Genomic DNA, 17,312 nt, shown 5'->3' with positions numbered 1-17,312 from the left:
AGGATAACCTCTCGTTGGGCGGCGAAGTCCTGTTTAAATATCATCAACGAGCGCTCGCCTTGCGAAGGCGAATATATTCACTTGTTTAGTAATTGTTAAATTCGCTAAATTCCCTGAAATAGGTGACAGCTTTCTTGCCCAATTTCTCTCCTAGTTGGGAGTTTTAAACCAATACAAGTGAGTGCAGTTTTTTTTGCCATCCTAACGGGGGTAGCTAACCCGGATTTGGTATAAAATTAACCTCTGGTTTGTCAGGCTAATGTGGAAGCGGCTTGCAGCCGCTTCCTGAGATCTCAAATGGGTTCTATAAAACTCTCATCAGCTCTTCTATCACTCGCTGCGATCGCCACTGCTTGTAATGCCAATATACGGTTGAGTACGGGGGCAAGTCACGCAGGTAAGTCTTGCCAATTGCAGCCATTCTTTAATTGATACAAGATTCCATCCAAGATTTCTTTCTTTGTCGAGTTGGATGGTAAGCGCCCCTGCTTCTTCGTAGGCAATATCTGATGTAGTATGGGTTCCATTATTTCCCATTCTGAGTCCGTTAGGCTGCTACAGTAAGGCATAGCTGCTGGGTTTTGCTTATAGGGTGACGTTACCACAAGACCGTAAAAGATCTCAAATAGACTCTATAAGTTCGCTATGTCGTACTCCTACTCTATGCAGGGTTTATCAGTAAGTCCTCTTGACCTTACTGGGTTGTAGCCCAACATTCGGTAGTAGAGTCCCTGTTGGGTAAGGAGTTCGGCGTGGGTACCAGACTCGCAAATCTCGCCTTCCTGCATCACAAAAATCCGATCGCAGTCTACGGCAGTTTCGAGTCGGTGCGTGACCAAAATGATGGTTCTGTTGCGCCGCAGACGTTGCAGAGTCTCTATGACCCACTGCTCGTGCTTCAAGTCCAGCGCATTCGTGGGTTCGTCGAGGATAAGTATGGGAGCCTTAGTGACCAGCGCTCGCGCGATAGCTAGGCGCTGTCGCTGTCCACCCGAGAGGTTTTGACCGCCCTCAGCGATTAAAGTATCATACTGCTCCGGCAAGGTTTCGATGAACTCGGCTGCCCCAGATTCCACCGCCGCCTTCCGAATATCGGAGAGCAGAGCATCCGGGCGACCGTAGGCGATATTCTCTGCGATCGTTCCGGGGAAAAGTGGGCTGCCTTGCGAGACGAGCGCCATGTGCTTGCGAACATCGGCAATTTTAAGGGTGCGGAGGTCGAAGCCGTCGAGGAGGATGCTGCCCGATGTCGGGTCATAGAAGCGCGGTAAAAGATTGAGTAGCGTACTCTTTCCCGTTCCGCTAGGACCCAAAAACGCCACCATCTGACCCGGCTCGATACTAGCACTGATGTTCCGTAAGATGGGTTGCCCAGAGTTGTACTCGAAGCTCACGTCGGCAAGTGCTAGTGTGCGGGGATGGACGGGAAGCGAGCGCGCATCAGGCTCATCTTTTATAGCAGGCGACTCGTCAATGACCGTAAAGATGCGATCGCATGAAGCTACAAACGTCTGGATCTTGGTCGTGAAACCCAACACCCAACCTATCGGGTCCCAGAACTGATTGAGGTACGCCATGAATACGATTAGATCGCCGATACTCACGCCGCCCTGCACCGGACGCAAGAACTGGTCGCGATAAACTAGGTATCCGCCGTAGCCGAAGATTACCCCGCTTCCGAGGGCGAAGACTACCTGAACCGCCAGCGGATAGAGGTTCTCTTGCCAATGGAGCCTCATGGAAGCATTGACGCTGCGCTCGACCGCCTGCCCGAAGCGTCGCGACTCCGTTGCTTCTCGACCGAAGGACTGGATTAGTCCAATCAACTCTATAGCTTGCTGCATGGTTGAGGTCATCACCGCATCGGTCTCCTTCGACTCGAGGGCTCGACTCCTAATCCTTCCCTCGAAGTACCAATTCGCCAGTATTAGAAGCGGAGTGAAGGAAAGCGCAAACACGGTGAGAAGGACGTGGCGCGACAGCATAATCCAGATCATCGCCGTCAGCGTCACCGATGCTGCAGTGGAGCCGATGAGCGTATCGATTACCCCCCAAGGCCCGAGGCTGTCGTAGCTCAACCGATAGATTGCGTCACCCTGCGATCGGGATCCGTGCCAGCCGAGACTCAGCGCTTGTAGTTTGTCGTAGAGTTCGGTGCGAACGCGCAAGGTTCCGTTGTACTGGATGCGGTAGTTCAACATCCTACGGAGCATGAAAACGGTATCGCTCAGGATTCTGATGATCGTCGCGACGAACGCCATTCCGAAAATTCGGTTCAGCGTGCCTTCACCGAACGGGGCAAGAAACAGTGTATGAATCCAGTCGGATTTCGGAGTTGGTGACAAAACCGTATCGACTAGAATCGCCATCGGCCAGGCGTTGAGAAGGTTGAAAAGCACCGATGCCCCGATCAAAAGCAAGAGCGTGACGATCAGCCATAAGTCTTTGCGGAAGTAGGAAATGGAGCGCAGAACGATCCGCACCAACCAATGTTGGTTAATTAACGGCATCACCATTTTTGGTGAATTCTTCTGGCTCTTCAAACGTGCTTTGAATGGAAAATTCATAAATGTGCTGGATGCCTCTAAGTAAGACAATGCACCAATTAGGAAGTCTCACCCCAGTCAGACAAGCTAGAAATTAACTTTGGGTTTTAACCTTTGTTGTCAAGCAGGGCAGATTGAATGTGAGATTATTCGACTGGTGCAAGATGTAAGTATAGTTTCGTTGTTCAAGGGTAGCTAAATAGGAAGCGAGAGCGCTTGGCTTCCTGGTTTGATGCAAAGCGGGAAACTTTTTGCAAAGCGGTCGCAAAGTTGAGACTATCTCAACTTTTTAATCGGAACTTCCCCCCTGTGGTCTTAAGCATCCAAGCAAAACCCCAATCAGCCGGGCAATCGGGCTAACGCCCTCGCTCAATAGATGACTACAATATTAGGGAAACCTTCAGTAAATCCAAAGCTCTCTGTTGCAAAGGAGCTGGTATCGTCAGCTTGTCGAAACTAACTGAAACCAGACGCAATTTAGGCGAGACTCAGTTTTTAGCGATTGTCGATAAATTTGTTATTAACGTCCGAAAACTTGGAACTGGAAAACCCTCACAAGTACATTTTGTTGAAGCTTTCCGTTTTGCTGGAGTGGATGACTTAACCGGAACAACCACCGACCCTGAATCAGAAGCCTTCAACCACTCCTCATCCTCGAACAATGACGACAGACGGTAATCGTTGACACATATGCCCTTCTACGTAATAAGCTAACACACATAAAAACAGGTGTGCAAGCACCAACAGAAGTTGTATCAGTAGGAACAACACCCGCAACATCACTAATAGGGGAAACACCACCCACACAACCAACACAGGAAACTGCATTGCCAACTGCAACACCACCGCAGCCGGAAGCATTTGCACCAAACCCTGTACCCATCCAATCAAAGGAGCCTAGTTTAATGAGCAAACTGCAAGCACCGGATAAAGAAACGACGGTCAGGTTTACTGTGGATATGTCGGAAACTCTGCACCGTAAAGTGTCGATGTTGGCTGCAAAGACGGGGCGCAAGAAAGTGGATCAGAGTGCGGATGTTGTTGGAGGATGGGTTGAAAGAAGAGGCGTAGGGATAAGGATTCTAGCGTGGCTGATTCATAGTATGAATCACCTTTTCGCTTGATGTTACAAAACTCACCCTAGTTGGCCTATAGCCATTCCGAAATCTTGAATTCATACCTGTATTCACCAAGGCCTCCAACTAGCCTGCTCCTTCTCATGAATGGTTGCGATCGCAATTGAGCGAAATTTTCAAACACTAAAGAAACGGTTCCCTATAAACTTTTATGTCTATCTGCTCCATTCGTCCCATGCGACCTTCGTCACTTTTGCGATGACTTCCTCGCGTATCGCATCGTTTGCTGGAGAATCTGAAACAAAAACTGCGAGCGCCATGTGTTGCCCATTGGGAAGCGCCACAAGTCCTACATCATTGGTTGCAGCCGTCACTCCATTTACAGTAGATGAAGTACCAGTTTTGTGCGCCACAACTGTCCCATCACGCAACAGTCCTTTAATGCGCTTTGGACCTGTAGTTGTCTGTGTCATCAATTGCAGCAATAAGGCTTGACTAGATTTTGAAAGCCCTTTCCCCTCATGAAGAGCGCGTAACAAAACAACAGTAGCATCAGGTGTCGCATAGTTACGATACTTCACTGCTGGGTCTTGCGCTAGCTCCTTCTCCGTATTAGCAACAACGATATCGTTGATGCCAAGACTACGCAAATACTCCGTGACAATCCTTGGCTCACCGACTTGTCGTAACAGCACATTACAAGACGTACCATCACTCTCAGAAACCATGTACTTTAATAGTTCAGCCAGAATGAATTCCATTCCCTGCGATTTCTCGTCGAGAATCCGACTACCCTGGAGTACATCACTGGTTTCAACACGAATTTTCTGATGTAGCTTCAATTTTCCTTGGTCTACTTGAGCCAGAACCGCCATCGCGATCGGAAACTTGTAAACACTCTGCATTGGAAATTGCTGATTTCCCTTCAGAGTCACCGCCATCGCGATCGGAAACTTGTAAACGCTTTGCATCGGAAATTGCTGACTTCCATTCAGAGTCACTGACTGCGCGGTTTCTAGCACTGTGGCTGTCACCCCAACACGCCCTTGAGCAGCGTGAGAGATTTGTTCAATGCGATCGCGTAATTCGTTTGTGCGATCGGCGTTGGATATTGTGATACCGCTCGGCGCACTTGTTTGCTTGTTGGGGGTGTCTTCTCTATTACTGGAGTTAATGCTTGTGCAACTAAAAGTCAGTAAAAACAAGCAAAATGTGTAAAGCCAAGCTTTTTTAATCACTGGAATCATGTCAATAGTTCTCGGTTAGGGTTAAGGCGTATTAAGGATAGAAAAAGGGTAAATTAAAACTTCAATGTTATGAGATTTGGTCATTGGTAGGCTCGAAAGGTAATAAACAGTGGATTGGGTGGCTATAGATGGTCTGACCAAAGATATTGTTGGGGTGTATATTGGCAGCAGAGAGGAGTTGGTATCTAAAGGATTATGGAATTCTTTACCACCTCTTCGAGAGTCAATGTGCTCTTACTTACACAGATTTGTTGCCGGTCTAGTCGACAATTTTTTCGACCAAAAAATACAAACCCTTAGCCAAAAATAGTGGCTTAACAAATTACAGCAAATTCCAGGTTTATGAAGTACAGTAGCAGCAGCTTGTAAACCAGTTTTTGAAGTGCTTACGATTGACCAAATAAGCGTGCCGTAGCCAGCAGAATGTCAACCATCTTGGTGGTGCTTGGTGAGAACTGACGTAAAAAAGCTTTTAGTTGCGACCACCATAATTCTATAGGATTGAAATCGGGAGAATAGGGTGATAAGTTCAGTAAACTAGCACCAGCGCTTTGTATCAATGGTTCAATAGTCCCCAACTTGTGAGCGGGTAGATTATCCATAACAACTACTGCACCCTCCCATAAGTTTGGCACTAAAAAATGTTCAATAAAGACTTCAAAAGCTCTGCCATCCATTGAGCCATTTAGTGTCATTAATCATACAACTTTTTTTAAGCTAATTGCTCCGACAACTGTGACTTTAGCACCGCGATAAAATGGTTTTAAATCGTAGACTCTACTACCACATCTTGAACGTGCATGGCTTCGCGTTAGCCCCACTAGAACCCCCATTTCATCCAAAAATACTAGGTTGTCAGGGTGAATATTTTTCACTTTTTCCCAATATTCACACCTCAAAATTTGCACTCTTTCAGTGGGAGACTGACTACTGCGTATGGTCTTTTTTTTCGCGTCAAATTTTGTTTTTGTAGTTCACGACACATCATGCTAGGGCTGACTGCTTCGTTGTAGCTCAAACGCCAATATTCACAATATTCTGACAACGTGCTATCAGGAAATTTTTCTACCATCTGGGTCAATTCATTTGTGCGCGAGTGTAACACACTTTTGGGGCTTCCACCCTGTTTTTTAGGTTGAACATGACCCGTCGTTTGTTTTTGTTTTAAAATTTTTTGAACGAACCCTTTACTTACATCAAATCTGGCGACTACTTTTCTAATTTAGGTATCACCTTGTTCATAAATTTTAACTATTTTCTCACGCAACTCAATCGAATAAGGTTTCATTTTTTTCGCTTATGTACTAAATAGACTGTATCACATATACATGGAATCTGCTGTATATAGAAAGATTTAATAATACAAGGCGACAAAGAATATCCAACTTAGGGAGCAAAGTTCTCTTGTTTGCTAAAAAAATATCTAATCATATTGGGGCTATCTGGTATTTTATTCATCATTATAACGCATCCTTAACTTGTTGAAATTAGTCATAGTATCCTGACTATGGAGCACTACCCCCCAAAGGAATGTCCTGACTTTAATTACACCAAGTTTTAGTCATCTCCGTAGCTATTTACTACTCGCCATAGTAGCTTTCCGTTTTCTCCAACGATAACCAAGTCCTACAATACCAAACCTCGCCAATCCTGCCAGAGAAGATGTTTGTGGAACTGCCACGCTGGTGACACTGACCTTCGGATCGAGGCCATCACCTTGAGAGTAAATATAATCAAATGCAGCTCGATCTTTAAGCATATTTGCACGCAAAAACAGGGCGCTCCAACGGGCGATCGTTTCAATACCAACGGCTGGCTCTAATGTAGCAGTATTGAGGTCGGGGTTCGCACCAGCAGGGTTATTAACATCGCTAATGCCGAAATGATTCGCACCCGTAACAGTAATCAAAGTTTTGGGTGGTATTTGAATTTTATCAAAGGTGCTTTGATCTCGCTCGGCTGACGGGGTGACAACAAGAGTCAAAACATTGATAAAATGAAGCACATAGCCCTTATACCCCTCTGAAAGAATGGTAGTTTATTACGCCTGATTCTCATTAATTTACTAATAATATCTTGACTTGCATTCCAGGCCAATTACCCAACCTTGACTATATAATCCTATCCAAAAACTACTAGGGCGACGTATTGACCGCCCATATTCAGTTAACCTACCCACATATTTTTGGATTCCCATTGTCTTGATTCTTTGATCTTGAATCACTGCACAACTGTAGGCGAACGCTATTAATAATATCAAACTTCTTAAACAAGGATTATTAGCAGGGCTTTTTTCTAAATTATAACCACCTGTTTTACAGTCTTTAAACATCCCCTCAATCCCACTCCGACCTTGAAAAATATTGATTGATTGCTTTAAATTGCCGACCTTGGTCAAAAGATACCAACCTTCATCCTTCCGTTTAGCCCGATATTTACGTCGCCAATAACCCGCAATATCAAAAGTCCCAAATCCTTTTTATTTGGTAAATTTTACATCGGATAAATAAAAGCTGGTTCCCGGTACTAAACCCAGGTCAGACAAGCGGATGTAATCCTAGTTCTCGTCTTGGATATAGCGCCATTGTTCGACTCTAAAAATAAACTTTACTTGTCTGTGACAGAGCCAAGATGCGAGCTTGACGTTACCAAATTTCCGATCCCCCAACACGATAACTTCATAATCTGATAGTAACTCTAAAACAGGAGTGATTAGAGCTTTTTGTTCACCAAGGTTACTACATCCTCTCTTGTCTAGCAGTCGCTAGTATAAGGGGATACTTCGTTTTTCCCAAATCAGACTGACCCTAAATACATTATGCGATCGCCACTGCGTTCTATCGCTCGCGAGTTTCAAAGGTTGAGATTAGTTAAATTTAGCTTTTAAAATTTATTTAACAAGTGGAAACCAGAGGCTTTCTATGTTGAAGCAGTCTAATTTCAGAAATCTTTGCAGGCTACGCCTCCGACTTTCAAATTGAATCGGATAAGGCCAGAAAGAAGCCAGTAATTCAATACTAACTTGTCTGTGACTCTGTAACATATATACCAGAGCCTTCAGGGTCTGGTATTCGGCCGGTTTGAGTTGTTTTTTCTAGATGGTTCTGGTAAAATTGAGGAAACATAATTATCTAGATGGGGACACTTAACAATTTCGACCCCATCTTTTTTTACCTCACGTTGGGCAAATCCGCCACTGGTGGGGCTTTTGACGGGGTGGTCACCCCGTCAGCTCGCTCTGGAAGGGCGACAGCATCGATAGCGCCTTGAATCAACGCCACTGCAATGCCATCATTAGCGATAGGCACAAATTCATTTGAAATCGGATTGCGTAAGTTGGCTCCAAAAAATACACCTGTTAATAGTTCTTCCGGGCGCGTAAATGGCTCTTGACACAAATACAATTTTGGGAGGCATTTGTTACCAATCACTGATAGCCCCACTGCACCACCGAAAGAATGACCCAATAAACCAAGGCGCTGTGTATCGACAACAGACGAAATCGGAGATGTAGTGTTTCTATTTTCGATCGCCATTTGAGACAAAACCGCCCCAATTTGCGAAGTTTCTGACAGCTAGGCGGTGAGTTGGGATTGATGAGCAAAGAAAGGGCGGAAATGGTTCAGAACGACTTCCACAAAGCCGTACCGCGCCCCGAGGCTAGCGTAATTTGAATAAAAGGATTTATCTACAAGCGCACCTTGCAATAAAAGTACAATCTGGAAAGAATACTTGCCCGAATTAATATCGGATGGTTTGGGATAATAAATGTCTGCTAAATCGTTATTAGCAGATATCGTTGTACTGTAAAAGCTGGTTTCTTTAAATGGCGGTGAATAATCGCTAGTTGCGGCGGAGGTTTTGCCATCAAAGACCACAATAAAGGCAGCAATTGTACAAACAATTGATAAGTTTTTTATAAAGAAGAAATAAAGTTTATAATTGATAATTAATTTTAGTTTAAAAGGGCGTACATAAGCTATAAAAAAAAACGCAAGTCGGCGACGGCTGGTAAGTAAGGGTTCAGGAATTATTTAAGCTAGATGAGAGGTTGCTCTTAGGAGTACCAAGCTATCTTTTTAAGAGTTTGCAAGTTGTAGCCGTTTAAAATCTTAGCTATTTACAGCTTTTGTGGCTTGTTTTGTGCTGGTAGCCTAAAAACGCTGCCTCAAATCTATGCTCCCGACCAATCGAGTAAAATCTACCTAAAGGTATAAACTTAATTTTAGCTTTAGTTACATACGAAATATAGTTCATATTGCATGAGTTCGCTAAATTACTCTGTTGACTATAGCATTGACTATAGCAATTCCTAGCCAGGTGAGAAGTTAGATGGCTGATACAGCAGATTCCATGTATATATGATCCACTCTATTTAATACATAAGCGAAAAAAATGAAACCTTATTCGATTGAGTTGCGTGAGAAAATAGTTAAAATTTATGAACAAGGTGATACCTCAATTAGAAAAGTAGCCGCCAGATTTGATGTGAGTAAAGGGTTTGTTCAAAAAATCTTAAAACAAAAACAAATGACGGGTCATGTTCAACCCCAACAACAGGGTGGAAGCCTAAAAAGTGTGTTAAACTCGCGCACAAATGAATTGATCCAGATGGTAGAAAAATATCCGGATAGCACGTTGTCATAATATTGTGAATATTGGCGTTTGAACTACAACGAAGCTGTCAGCTAAGCGCATGATGTGTCGTGAACTAACTACAAAAACAAAATTTGACGCGGAAAAAAAGACCATACGCAGTAGTCAGTCTGCCACTAAAAGAGTGCAAATTTTGAGGTGTGAATATTGGGAAAAAGTGAAAAATATTCACCCTGACAACCTAGTATTTTTGGATGAAATGGGGGTTCTAGTGGGGCTAACGCGAAGCCATGCACGTTCAAGATGTGGTAGTAGAGTCTACGATTTAAAACCATTTTATCGCGGTGCTAAAGTCACAGTTGTCGGAGCAATTAGCTTAAAAAAAGTTGTATGATTAATGACACTAAATGGCTCAATGGATGGCAGAGCTTTTGAAGTCTTTATTGAACATTTTTTAGTGCCAAACTTATGGGAGGGTGCAGTAGTTGTTATGGATAATCTACCCGCTCACAAGTTGGGGACTATTGAACCATTGATACAAAGCGCTGGTGCTAGTTTACTGAACTTATCACCCTATTCTCCCGATTTCAATCCTATAGAATTATGGTGGTCGCAACTCAAGTCTTTTTTACGTCAGTTCTCGCCAACCACTACTAAGATGGTTGACATTTTGCTGGCTACGGCACGCTTATTTGGTCAATCGTAAGCACTTAAAAAACTGGTTTACAAGCTGCTGCTACTGTACTTCATAAACCTGGAATTTGCTGTATTTGGGTACTGGCTCACACAAACGATACTTACTAATTGTAGCACTATTTTATGAAAGTGGTATAATCTCAGATAATTGATTAAAGTATCGGGGAGTCAAAGTCGGGTTTTTAGTGAGGAATCAGGATTTGAGTCGTTTCAAGATTGTGCTTAGGGCTGGTCAAAAAAAGGAAAAAAAATCTGGGTGAAAATTCCGGAAAACGTGGAAAAAGAGAAAATCTAGTAGCCGGAAGACGGAAAGCAAAAAAGGACTTAATTGCCCCAATGGTTTTTACGGGAAGCCTCAATGCAGGAGGCTTTTAGGGGTGGTTATCTTTATATTTCTTACCTTCTCTAACAAAGCCATCTATATTAATCATGGAGCATGCACCGATTCATCGAAAAACAGCCATTCGAGAACTGGTAGAGGAAACGGATCATCAAGTTCTTTTTCTCCCGAAATATCCTCCAGACCTGAACGATATTGAACACGATTTTAGTGCCTTAAAGCGAGCCAGAATGTATGTTCCTCCTGGCACATCTTTAGATGAACTCATCTGTGCCTACTGCGCTCAATAGTGTCTCTTTTTTATTTGAAATGACTATAATTCTTCTCTATTGGCACTTATTTCGGTTTAATGCCTACTCAAGTTGCTCTGCTGGTTTATGGCGATCGCACCACGTCTCGCCCGCGCGGATAGGTTCGCCACAAGCGGGGCAATGGTTCGGGAGTTCGGTGGAGTCTGGAAGCTCTCCAGTGCCACCGCAAACGGGGCATTCCACATCATATTGCTGGTGGACACCCGGAACAGCGCGGACGTGAATGATTTTGATCCCCTTGCACCGTGGACATTCCATGTCAATCTCCTTGACTTTGATAGCTTTGGTAAATTGAATCGAACCAAAAACATTACACCGACAGCAGCTATGTACTGCTGTTCTTGCTAAATGGGAGCGCTTGCTTGCCCAAATTCAACGGCAATAAACTTTGCTCGCCTTCATTTCCATTATGAGCGATCGTTCCTGGCTCGGGGGGAATAGCCAAGATGCCCGCTTGCAAGTCGCTTCGCTCCTACGCCAAGGATATTTTCTACATGTGGCTTCTGCTTTGGAGCATTAGGCGCAACCAAATAAGTAGGTCGGCGCAAAAAAACCGAAGTATGTTAAAATAAGTAAAGAAAGAGAATACATCTACTGAGGTAACTCAATATATGGGCGCTAGATTAAGGGTATTCCTGACTCAACAACAAGACAAAACTCTATTAGAACTGAGAATTGCGGATGTTCCACAAAAAGTCAAAGATAGAGCAGAAGTAATTAGATTAAATGCACATGGCTGGTACGTTGAAAAAATAGCTGCTCATTTTAACTGGACTCCACAAACAGTGAGAGAGGTTTTACATAAATGGTCGCATCTAGGCATGGAAGGGCTTTGGGAATCGCCTGGTCGAGGGGCAAAACCCAAGTGGAAAGAGTCAGATATAGAGTTTTTAAAAGAATGCCTCAAAAACGAACCACGTACATATAACAGTCTTCAATTAGTCCAGAAATTAGAAAAAGAACGTTCTGTTAAACTAAGTGCCGACCGATTAAGACGGATACTAAAAAAAAAGGTTTATTTGGAAATTCGCTTAGAAAAAGTCATAAAGGAAAACAAGACCTCATAGTACAAGAAACGAAGCAATCCGACTTAGATATGTTGCAATTAGAGGCAGCGGCGGGAGGAATTGACTTAAAATATTTAGATGAATCAGGATTTTGTGCGTGGAGTGAACCTGGTTATACTTATTACCAAATAGGTGAGCAAAAACGGTTGGAACAAACGAAACGGCGTGGTCGCAGACTAAGTATTGTCGGACTTCTTCAACAGGGAATCAGTTTTGTTTACGGTTTAATCATTGGGGGTGTTGATCGAAAAGCTTATATCAAAATGATGGAACGAGAAGCCCAGGAAGCTGCTGAGATTGGACGACGGAGAGTAATCGTACAAGACAACGGCCCAATACACCGATGCAAAGAAGTCCAAGAATTATGGCCGCGTTGGGAAAATCAAGGTTTATATATCTTCTTTTTGCCCAAGTATTGTTGGGAAATGAACCCCATTGAATTGGAGTGGCAACACATTAAAAAAGATGAATTGGCAGGACAAATGTTTGATGATGAGTTAGAACTCGCCTACGCCGTAATTCATGGAGTAGAAGTTAGAGGACAAAGGGGAAATTACACTACACAACGTCTTAAGTTTAACTCCAATTAGGTAACTTAATGTTTTGTTACATAGATAGGTTTTTTACCGCCTACCTACTTACTACTCCTCTTTTAGTTGCATTCATAAAAACTTTACGGGAGCTTGGAAGGGTGCATCTCAGTTTTGCAAATACATCAACTGGAGAGTTGACCATTAAGATAAGCACACCGAAGAGAAAGAATAGAGGAAACACTCTCAATATTCCACTGCGCTCCCGATAGTTTGACCCGCTCGTCCAATTCTTTTAATCGTTGACTCAACTGTTCCAGAACCTAGAGAACTCAGGGATTATTCTTGATAGAATAGGTAGTTAACTATTCGGCAGCGATGAGTCTCCAAATAAGTGCAAAATGTTTTAACTGCTTTCTTTTTCAGGTCTTTAAACAAATCGATAACTTCATTAACTTGACCGCACCATAATAGACTTTCTGGTTGCTTTAATCGTCTCAATGACCCCCCGGCTTTGTAAATATTTTCTTTCAAATGATACCAATCTAAAATCTCTTCTCTTTGTTCAGTCACTCCAATTTCTTGGAATAGGTTCCAAATCCCGGCATGACCATCTCCTTTGCAATAAATAGGATGTAGTAATTTTTGACTATTAGTCCAGTCAATTAGATCTTGCTCACTTTGAAAAAAAGCTCCACAATAAACATTATCTAAACAGAGAGCTTTATAATCTTTCCAATAACATGGCTGGCCCCTGTACTCATTGCGGAGCCTGACTTTTCCCCCATCTAATGTAATTTCTGGCACTCCTTGTTTAGATGTAGGTAATTAAAAATCTTGTCGCTTCACCAATCTTTGTAATGTACTATGATAAACTTTAATACCTGTGAATTTTTCTAAATCTTTTTCTCCTCTTTGATAAGATTCATTGGCACTGATTAAAAGAGTACACTTCTCCATCAGGGGGCTGAGTTGAGTAAAAGATTTTAACCCGAAATATTCCGCCTGATTGTTGGTAATTTTGAGCAACCCGACTACAGATTTTACTGTTCGGGTTTTTCCTGTTTTAATTCCTGATACTTTTGAAAAAAAAAGCTACCTAGTTCTGGGCCTACTTCCTCTAACATTTTTTGACGTAAGGCTTTTTCTATACTTTCAAAAGTTTTTAGATCTGTTGGGTCTGTATTTCTGTAAAGAATTTCGGCTGCCCCTTCTAAGTATGCTTTTAGCTGCTGTTGATCTGAGGGTGTCATTTTTTTACCTCATCTTTTTTTAGGTTTTTACTGGCTTTTTTATTTTAGCCTTTTTTAGAGATTTGCAAAAGTGAGATGCACCCGCTTGGAAACCCAGTGGCTTTAGCCCTAGGAGGAAAAGGGACACGGGATACTTTAGTGTCCCGTCAATAACTCTCAAAATCCATAATTGTACCATCCTTTTGATGAATATAAAAACAATATTTGTGGTTGATTCCTTGAATTAAGCCCTGGGCTGAGGACACATTAAAACTACCAGAGGAGCGAACAGCAACTCTACCCGTATAAGTGCCAATCTTCTGGCCCGAAGTAACAACGGCTTTTACGATGTCGCCTGTCTGAAAACCCTTTGCAAACTTAAATTTAGGAACTTACCGAGAAGGGAATCCAAACTTATCGGTGCGACACATCTGCGTTGAACCATGCGCCGTAGCTTTGGTATTGAGGGGCTGATTTGCTAATACGGAAATATTAGACGTATCACCTACGCAAGCAGCATCAAAGAAGTGAGTTTTTTGTAATTCCAACCGTATGCGGTTGAATTTGGTCAACCAGCCAGAACCCGTGATAATCATTTTACCTGTCTCTTTTAGGCGCTCAAACAAAGCCCATCGGGTTGAGTTGACCGCAGTGGCATCTTTTAATGGGCGCTTAGCTTGTGCCAAGATTTTCTTCAAAACATCGGGCTTTTTTGCTAAGAATATCTTGATATCCTGAGTCCCTTTCTTGGTATTGCAAGGTTCACAGGCTAAGCATAAATTAGATATTCTATTGGTTCCGCCCGACGCTTTAGGAGGAATATGCTCGACCTGTAGCGGTACATTTTCCGCGCTACAGTAAGCGCATTGTCTTTCCCATTTGGTAGGGTCGAACGGGGTATCGCTACCCCGAACTCCCATGCAAAACCGGACGTGATAGTTTCCCATCATCCGGCTCCTCGACTGTTTGGCGCTTGTCATGCGTACCTCTTTCCCATTAAGGGTTAGGGGGCTAGAAATAAGATTCATCACTTCTCATCTCCCACTCTTTTGGTTCCCATTTGGCGTGAATAATGTCGTGGCAGTGTCTATGTACGGCTGTCAGATTTGTCTTCTTGTTGTTGCTTCTGTTTCTATCTATGTGATGTACTTCAATTAGACAATCTGACGTGAAGTACAGACCGCAGTGCGAACACTTCCCATCTTGCTTTTTAATAAGCTCGGATAATTGTTTGGGAGTTTCAGGGTATTCCCCTTTTCGTTTGCTCCAGTAGACCCAATCTCCGTCATAAGGGCTTATTTCACCCTTCACCTTTGTGTGTCTGGTTATTGGAGTATCGCCATGCTTGGCTAGACAATGCTTGCCGTTTTTGGTGGCGAATACCCAATTGTTATTTCCCTTGGTTGTCCAAGTCTTGTCGGCGCTTTCATGACGGTAAATTGCCCATCCTCGTATTTGCTGATAGATGATGTGGTCTGCAAGTTGGAATATATCTTTGCTGCCAACCGTTTTGTAATAGTTCGACCAGCCCCTTATCACGGGGTTTAGTGTTGCAATTAAGGCATCTCGCGATGAACCTTTGTGCTTATCGATTAGGTCGCCTACTTTAGATAGATGGACTTTCAGCTTTTCCTTGGATGGTGTGATGATGGTTTTAAATCCTTGCTTAGACGCATACTCCCCTACCTCGAACTGTCTAACATTAAATCCGAGGAAGTCGAACCCTATGTTGCCTCCTTCTTCAACTAGAGTGTGTGAGAGTCTGGTTTTTTCGGGTTTTAATTCCAAGCCAATGCCACTGAGCCATTCTGCTGTTATCTGCATACATCTTTGGACGACGGCTTTATCTTTGTGTAGAATTACAAAGTCATCAGCATAGCGAACTACTGTTAGGGTCATTCGCTTAGAGCGTTTGCTCTGTTGTCTGCCGTAGTTATTTTTCATATCTACGGTTTCAACGTATTGGAGTAGCCGATTTTCTAAGCCGTGGAGGGCGATGTTTGCTAGCAAGGGCGATATAACCCCGCCTTGCGGCGTTCCCTCAGATGATTGACTGAACCCTTTCTTTTTATTGCGATTAGCGTATTCGCTCCAGTCAATCACTCCCGCTTTCAACCATGCCCGGATTTGACGGCGGATGGTGGGGAATGTATTTAATTTTTCTAGCAGCGCTTCATGGTTTATTCGGTCGAAGCATTTGGCAATGTCGGCATCTAGCACGTATTTCGGCTTCTGCTTGATTGCTCCATATATTGCTTCGATTGCGTCGTGGCATGACCGCCCTGGTCGGAATCCGTAGCTGTTTGGCTCGAATTTTGCTTCCCATTCCGGCTCTAAGGCTGCTTTTACCAGAGCTTGGGATGCTCTGTCGTTCATTGTGGGTATCCCTAACGGGCGTTTTTCGTCTCTACCAGGTTTATCAATCCAGACTCTCCTGACAGGTTTAGCCTTTTGGTTTAACCTCAGTTGGTGTATAAGTTCTAGCCTTTGTTTGGGGATTAAACTCTTAATCCCATCTATTCCAGCCGTTTTCTTGCCCCGATTATCCTGAGTTACCCGACGAACGGCTAATGCCTTAGCCGACCAAGACTTCATCAAAGTCTTTTGAAGCCTACGGACTGCCTTGACATCCCCACGTTGAGAGGCTTTGAATATGCGCTTTTGCAACTTAAAGACTATCCTCTGTATTTTTTTCCAGTTGATATCCTTCCATTCCACTTCTGTCTGTATTGACTCAGTATTAGACGTATTCATTGCTACTTGTTCCTATTCATTTCCAAACAATCGTGAATCTGTCAGCGTATCCTCGCCATTACAGCGAGGCATTAGCTTCTGATTCAATCCTGCCCCCATACATCATCTGGCTAGCTACCTACTCAGGCATCGACCTTCCTGAGAGATGTATGGGGGTTATCCCGTTCCTAACGACCATTGATTGAATCTTTAGAGCGATGCTATTCACCGGGTTTATGGGAAATGCTTTGTTGGTCGGCTTAACACCCGCCAACTCCCTATCCTTGCCCTTTTGGGACTCCCAGTGTGATCAACCTATTTCACTGGTTATACCTAACGATGGTTTAGACACATCTTCGCTTGCGCTGCTCATGGATTCCTGCTCGAAGGGATTCTCAGTTAGGTTGCCGAGTTACCTCCTTTTTTACCCCGCTTTACCTCTAGGGTTGCTACACCTAGAAGTAGGAGTAATGCTTTCACCACTGCACCTGTGGGGAGGGACTTACACCCTCAAGGTCGTTAAGTTGTCAAGGTTCATTTCAGCCCATACGAAAGGCTGATTCCTTGCTCCGCCTACACTTTAAGCCGCTAGGCTTTCCGTTTTCGCGGAAACGGGTCGCACATTGAGCAGATACTCGCGAACTTCGTAACCAGCTAACACACCCTGCTGATACTCAATTCCTGAAATTCCCGGCTTTTCTATCTTCTGTAAATCACCTATGACTAATTCTTGAAAGATTGTTTTAATTGGTGCAACTTTTGATAACTTGTGGATCCTAGTAAGCCTGGTCAAAACTCTGTGTTGGAGGCTAAAAGCCAACCAAGCTTTGGGTTTAGTCCGGTTTAAAAATCTCGTGTGACGATATCTTGTGTGCCGACTTCTGCGACCGCGCCGCAGAGAACGACGCGACTCTAGCGCTGTTTTAATTGCTTGACCG

Annotated in this window: 9 protein-coding genes and 9 pseudogenes (1 of these 18 cut by a window edge); 7 read left to right on the top strand and 11 right to left on the bottom strand. The window is 43.5% G+C overall.

The window, feature by feature from the left end; all coding sequences use genetic code 11:
* Positions 1 to 343: 343 nt before the first annotated feature.
* The 4 genes and pseudogenes from D0A34_20625 to D0A34_20610 all read right to left on the bottom strand — a co-directional run bounded on the left by D0A34_20625 (position 344) and on the right by D0A34_20610 (position 5,564).
* Positions 344 to 569, bottom strand: a pseudogene (locus tag D0A34_20625) (transposase).
* An 87-nt stretch (positions 570 to 656) separates the two neighbouring features.
* The gene (locus tag D0A34_20620) at positions 657 to 2,510 is read right to left on the bottom strand and encodes an ABC transporter ATP-binding protein (protein ID UNU20946.1); all 1,854 of its coding nucleotides are present in this window, start codon (positions 2,508 to 2,510) and stop codon (positions 657 to 659) included.
* A 1,327-nt stretch (positions 2,511 to 3,837) separates the two neighbouring features.
* The gene (locus D0A34_20615; GenBank protein UNU20945.1) at positions 3,838 to 4,869 is read right to left on the bottom strand and encodes a serine hydrolase; all 1,032 of its coding nucleotides are present in this window, start codon (positions 4,867 to 4,869) and stop codon (positions 3,838 to 3,840) included.
* A gap of 386 nt (positions 4,870 to 5,255) precedes the next feature.
* Positions 5,256 to 5,564 carry a transposase gene (locus D0A34_20610; protein UNU20944.1) on the bottom strand — a complete coding sequence of 103 codons (309 nt, stop codon included), beginning with the start codon at positions 5,562 to 5,564 and terminating at the stop codon, positions 5,256 to 5,258.
* Positions 5,565 to 6,210: 646 nt separating this feature from the next.
* On the opposite strand from D0A34_20610, the pseudogene D0A34_20605 reads away from it, so the two are divergent.
* Positions 6,211 to 6,354 (top strand): annotated as a pseudogene (locus D0A34_20605) (IS1 family transposase).
* 172 nt (positions 6,355 to 6,526) lie between these two features.
* Here the strand turns inward: D0A34_20605 and D0A34_20600 are convergent.
* The 3 pseudogenes from D0A34_20600 to D0A34_20590 form a co-directional block, all read right to left on the bottom strand.
* Positions 6,527 to 6,826, bottom strand: a pseudogene (locus D0A34_20600) (alpha/beta hydrolase).
* Positions 6,827 to 6,849: 23 nt separating this feature from the next.
* Positions 6,850 to 7,994, bottom strand: a pseudogene (locus tag D0A34_20595) (IS4 family transposase).
* 108 nt (positions 7,995 to 8,102) lie between these two features.
* Positions 8,103 to 8,816, bottom strand: a pseudogene (locus D0A34_20590) (alpha/beta hydrolase).
* A 448-nt stretch (positions 8,817 to 9,264) separates the two neighbouring features.
* On the opposite strand from D0A34_20590, the gene D0A34_20585 reads away from it, so the two are divergent.
* The 6 genes and pseudogenes from D0A34_20585 to D0A34_20560 all read left to right on the top strand — a co-directional run bounded on the left by D0A34_20585 (position 9,265) and on the right by D0A34_20560 (position 12,469).
* Entirely contained in the window at positions 9,265 to 9,516 is a 252-nt protein-coding gene (locus D0A34_20585; protein ID UNU20943.1) for a transposase, read from the top strand.
* Positions 9,517 to 9,565: 49 nt separating this feature from the next.
* A complete protein-coding gene (locus D0A34_20580; GenBank protein ID UNU20942.1) occupies positions 9,566 to 9,859 on the top strand; it encodes a hypothetical protein in 294 nt (97 codons plus the stop codon).
* Between the two features lie 3 nt (positions 9,860 to 9,862).
* Entirely contained in the window at positions 9,863 to 10,171 is a 309-nt protein-coding gene (locus tag D0A34_20575; protein ID UNU20941.1) for a transposase, read from the top strand.
* 117 nt (positions 10,172 to 10,288) lie between these two features.
* Positions 10,289 to 10,791, top strand: a pseudogene (locus tag D0A34_20570) (transposase).
* An 87-nt stretch (positions 10,792 to 10,878) separates the two neighbouring features.
* Positions 10,879 to 11,160 (top strand): hypothetical protein, encoded by a 282-nt coding sequence (locus D0A34_20565; GenBank protein UNU20940.1) that lies wholly within the window; start codon positions 10,879 to 10,881, stop codon positions 11,158 to 11,160.
* A gap of 263 nt (positions 11,161 to 11,423) precedes the next feature.
* Positions 11,424 to 12,469: pseudogene (locus tag D0A34_20560) on the top strand (IS630 family transposase).
* 125 nt (positions 12,470 to 12,594) lie between these two features.
* Here D0A34_20560 and D0A34_20555 read toward each other — a convergent pair.
* The 4 genes and pseudogenes from D0A34_20555 to D0A34_20540 all read right to left on the bottom strand — a co-directional run.
* A pseudogene (locus D0A34_20555) lies at positions 12,595 to 13,662 on the bottom strand (ISKra4 family transposase).
* Between the two features lie 146 nt (positions 13,663 to 13,808).
* Positions 13,809 to 14,522, bottom strand: a pseudogene (locus D0A34_20550) (HNH endonuclease).
* A gap of 130 nt (positions 14,523 to 14,652) precedes the next feature.
* Positions 14,653 to 16,395 carry a group II intron reverse transcriptase/maturase gene (gene ltrA, locus D0A34_20545; GenBank protein ID UNU20939.1) on the bottom strand — a complete coding sequence of 581 codons (1,743 nt, stop codon included), beginning with the start codon at positions 16,393 to 16,395 and terminating at the stop codon, positions 14,653 to 14,655.
* 559 nt (positions 16,396 to 16,954) lie between these two features.
* Positions 16,955 to 17,312, bottom strand: the 3' portion of a protein-coding gene (locus tag D0A34_20540) for a hypothetical protein (GenBank protein ID UNU20938.1). Its footprint extends 65 nt past the window's final position; only the last 358 of its 423 coding nucleotides appear in the window; its start codon lies off the right edge, out of view; the stop codon is at positions 16,955 to 16,957.

Origin of the sequence: Microcoleus vaginatus PCC 9802, assembly GCA_022701275.1 — a bacterium.
Classification (GTDB): Bacteria; Cyanobacteriota; Cyanobacteriia; order Cyanobacteriales; family Microcoleaceae; genus Microcoleus; species Microcoleus vaginatus_A.
This window is presented reverse-complemented; position numbering and strand designations above follow the sequence as displayed.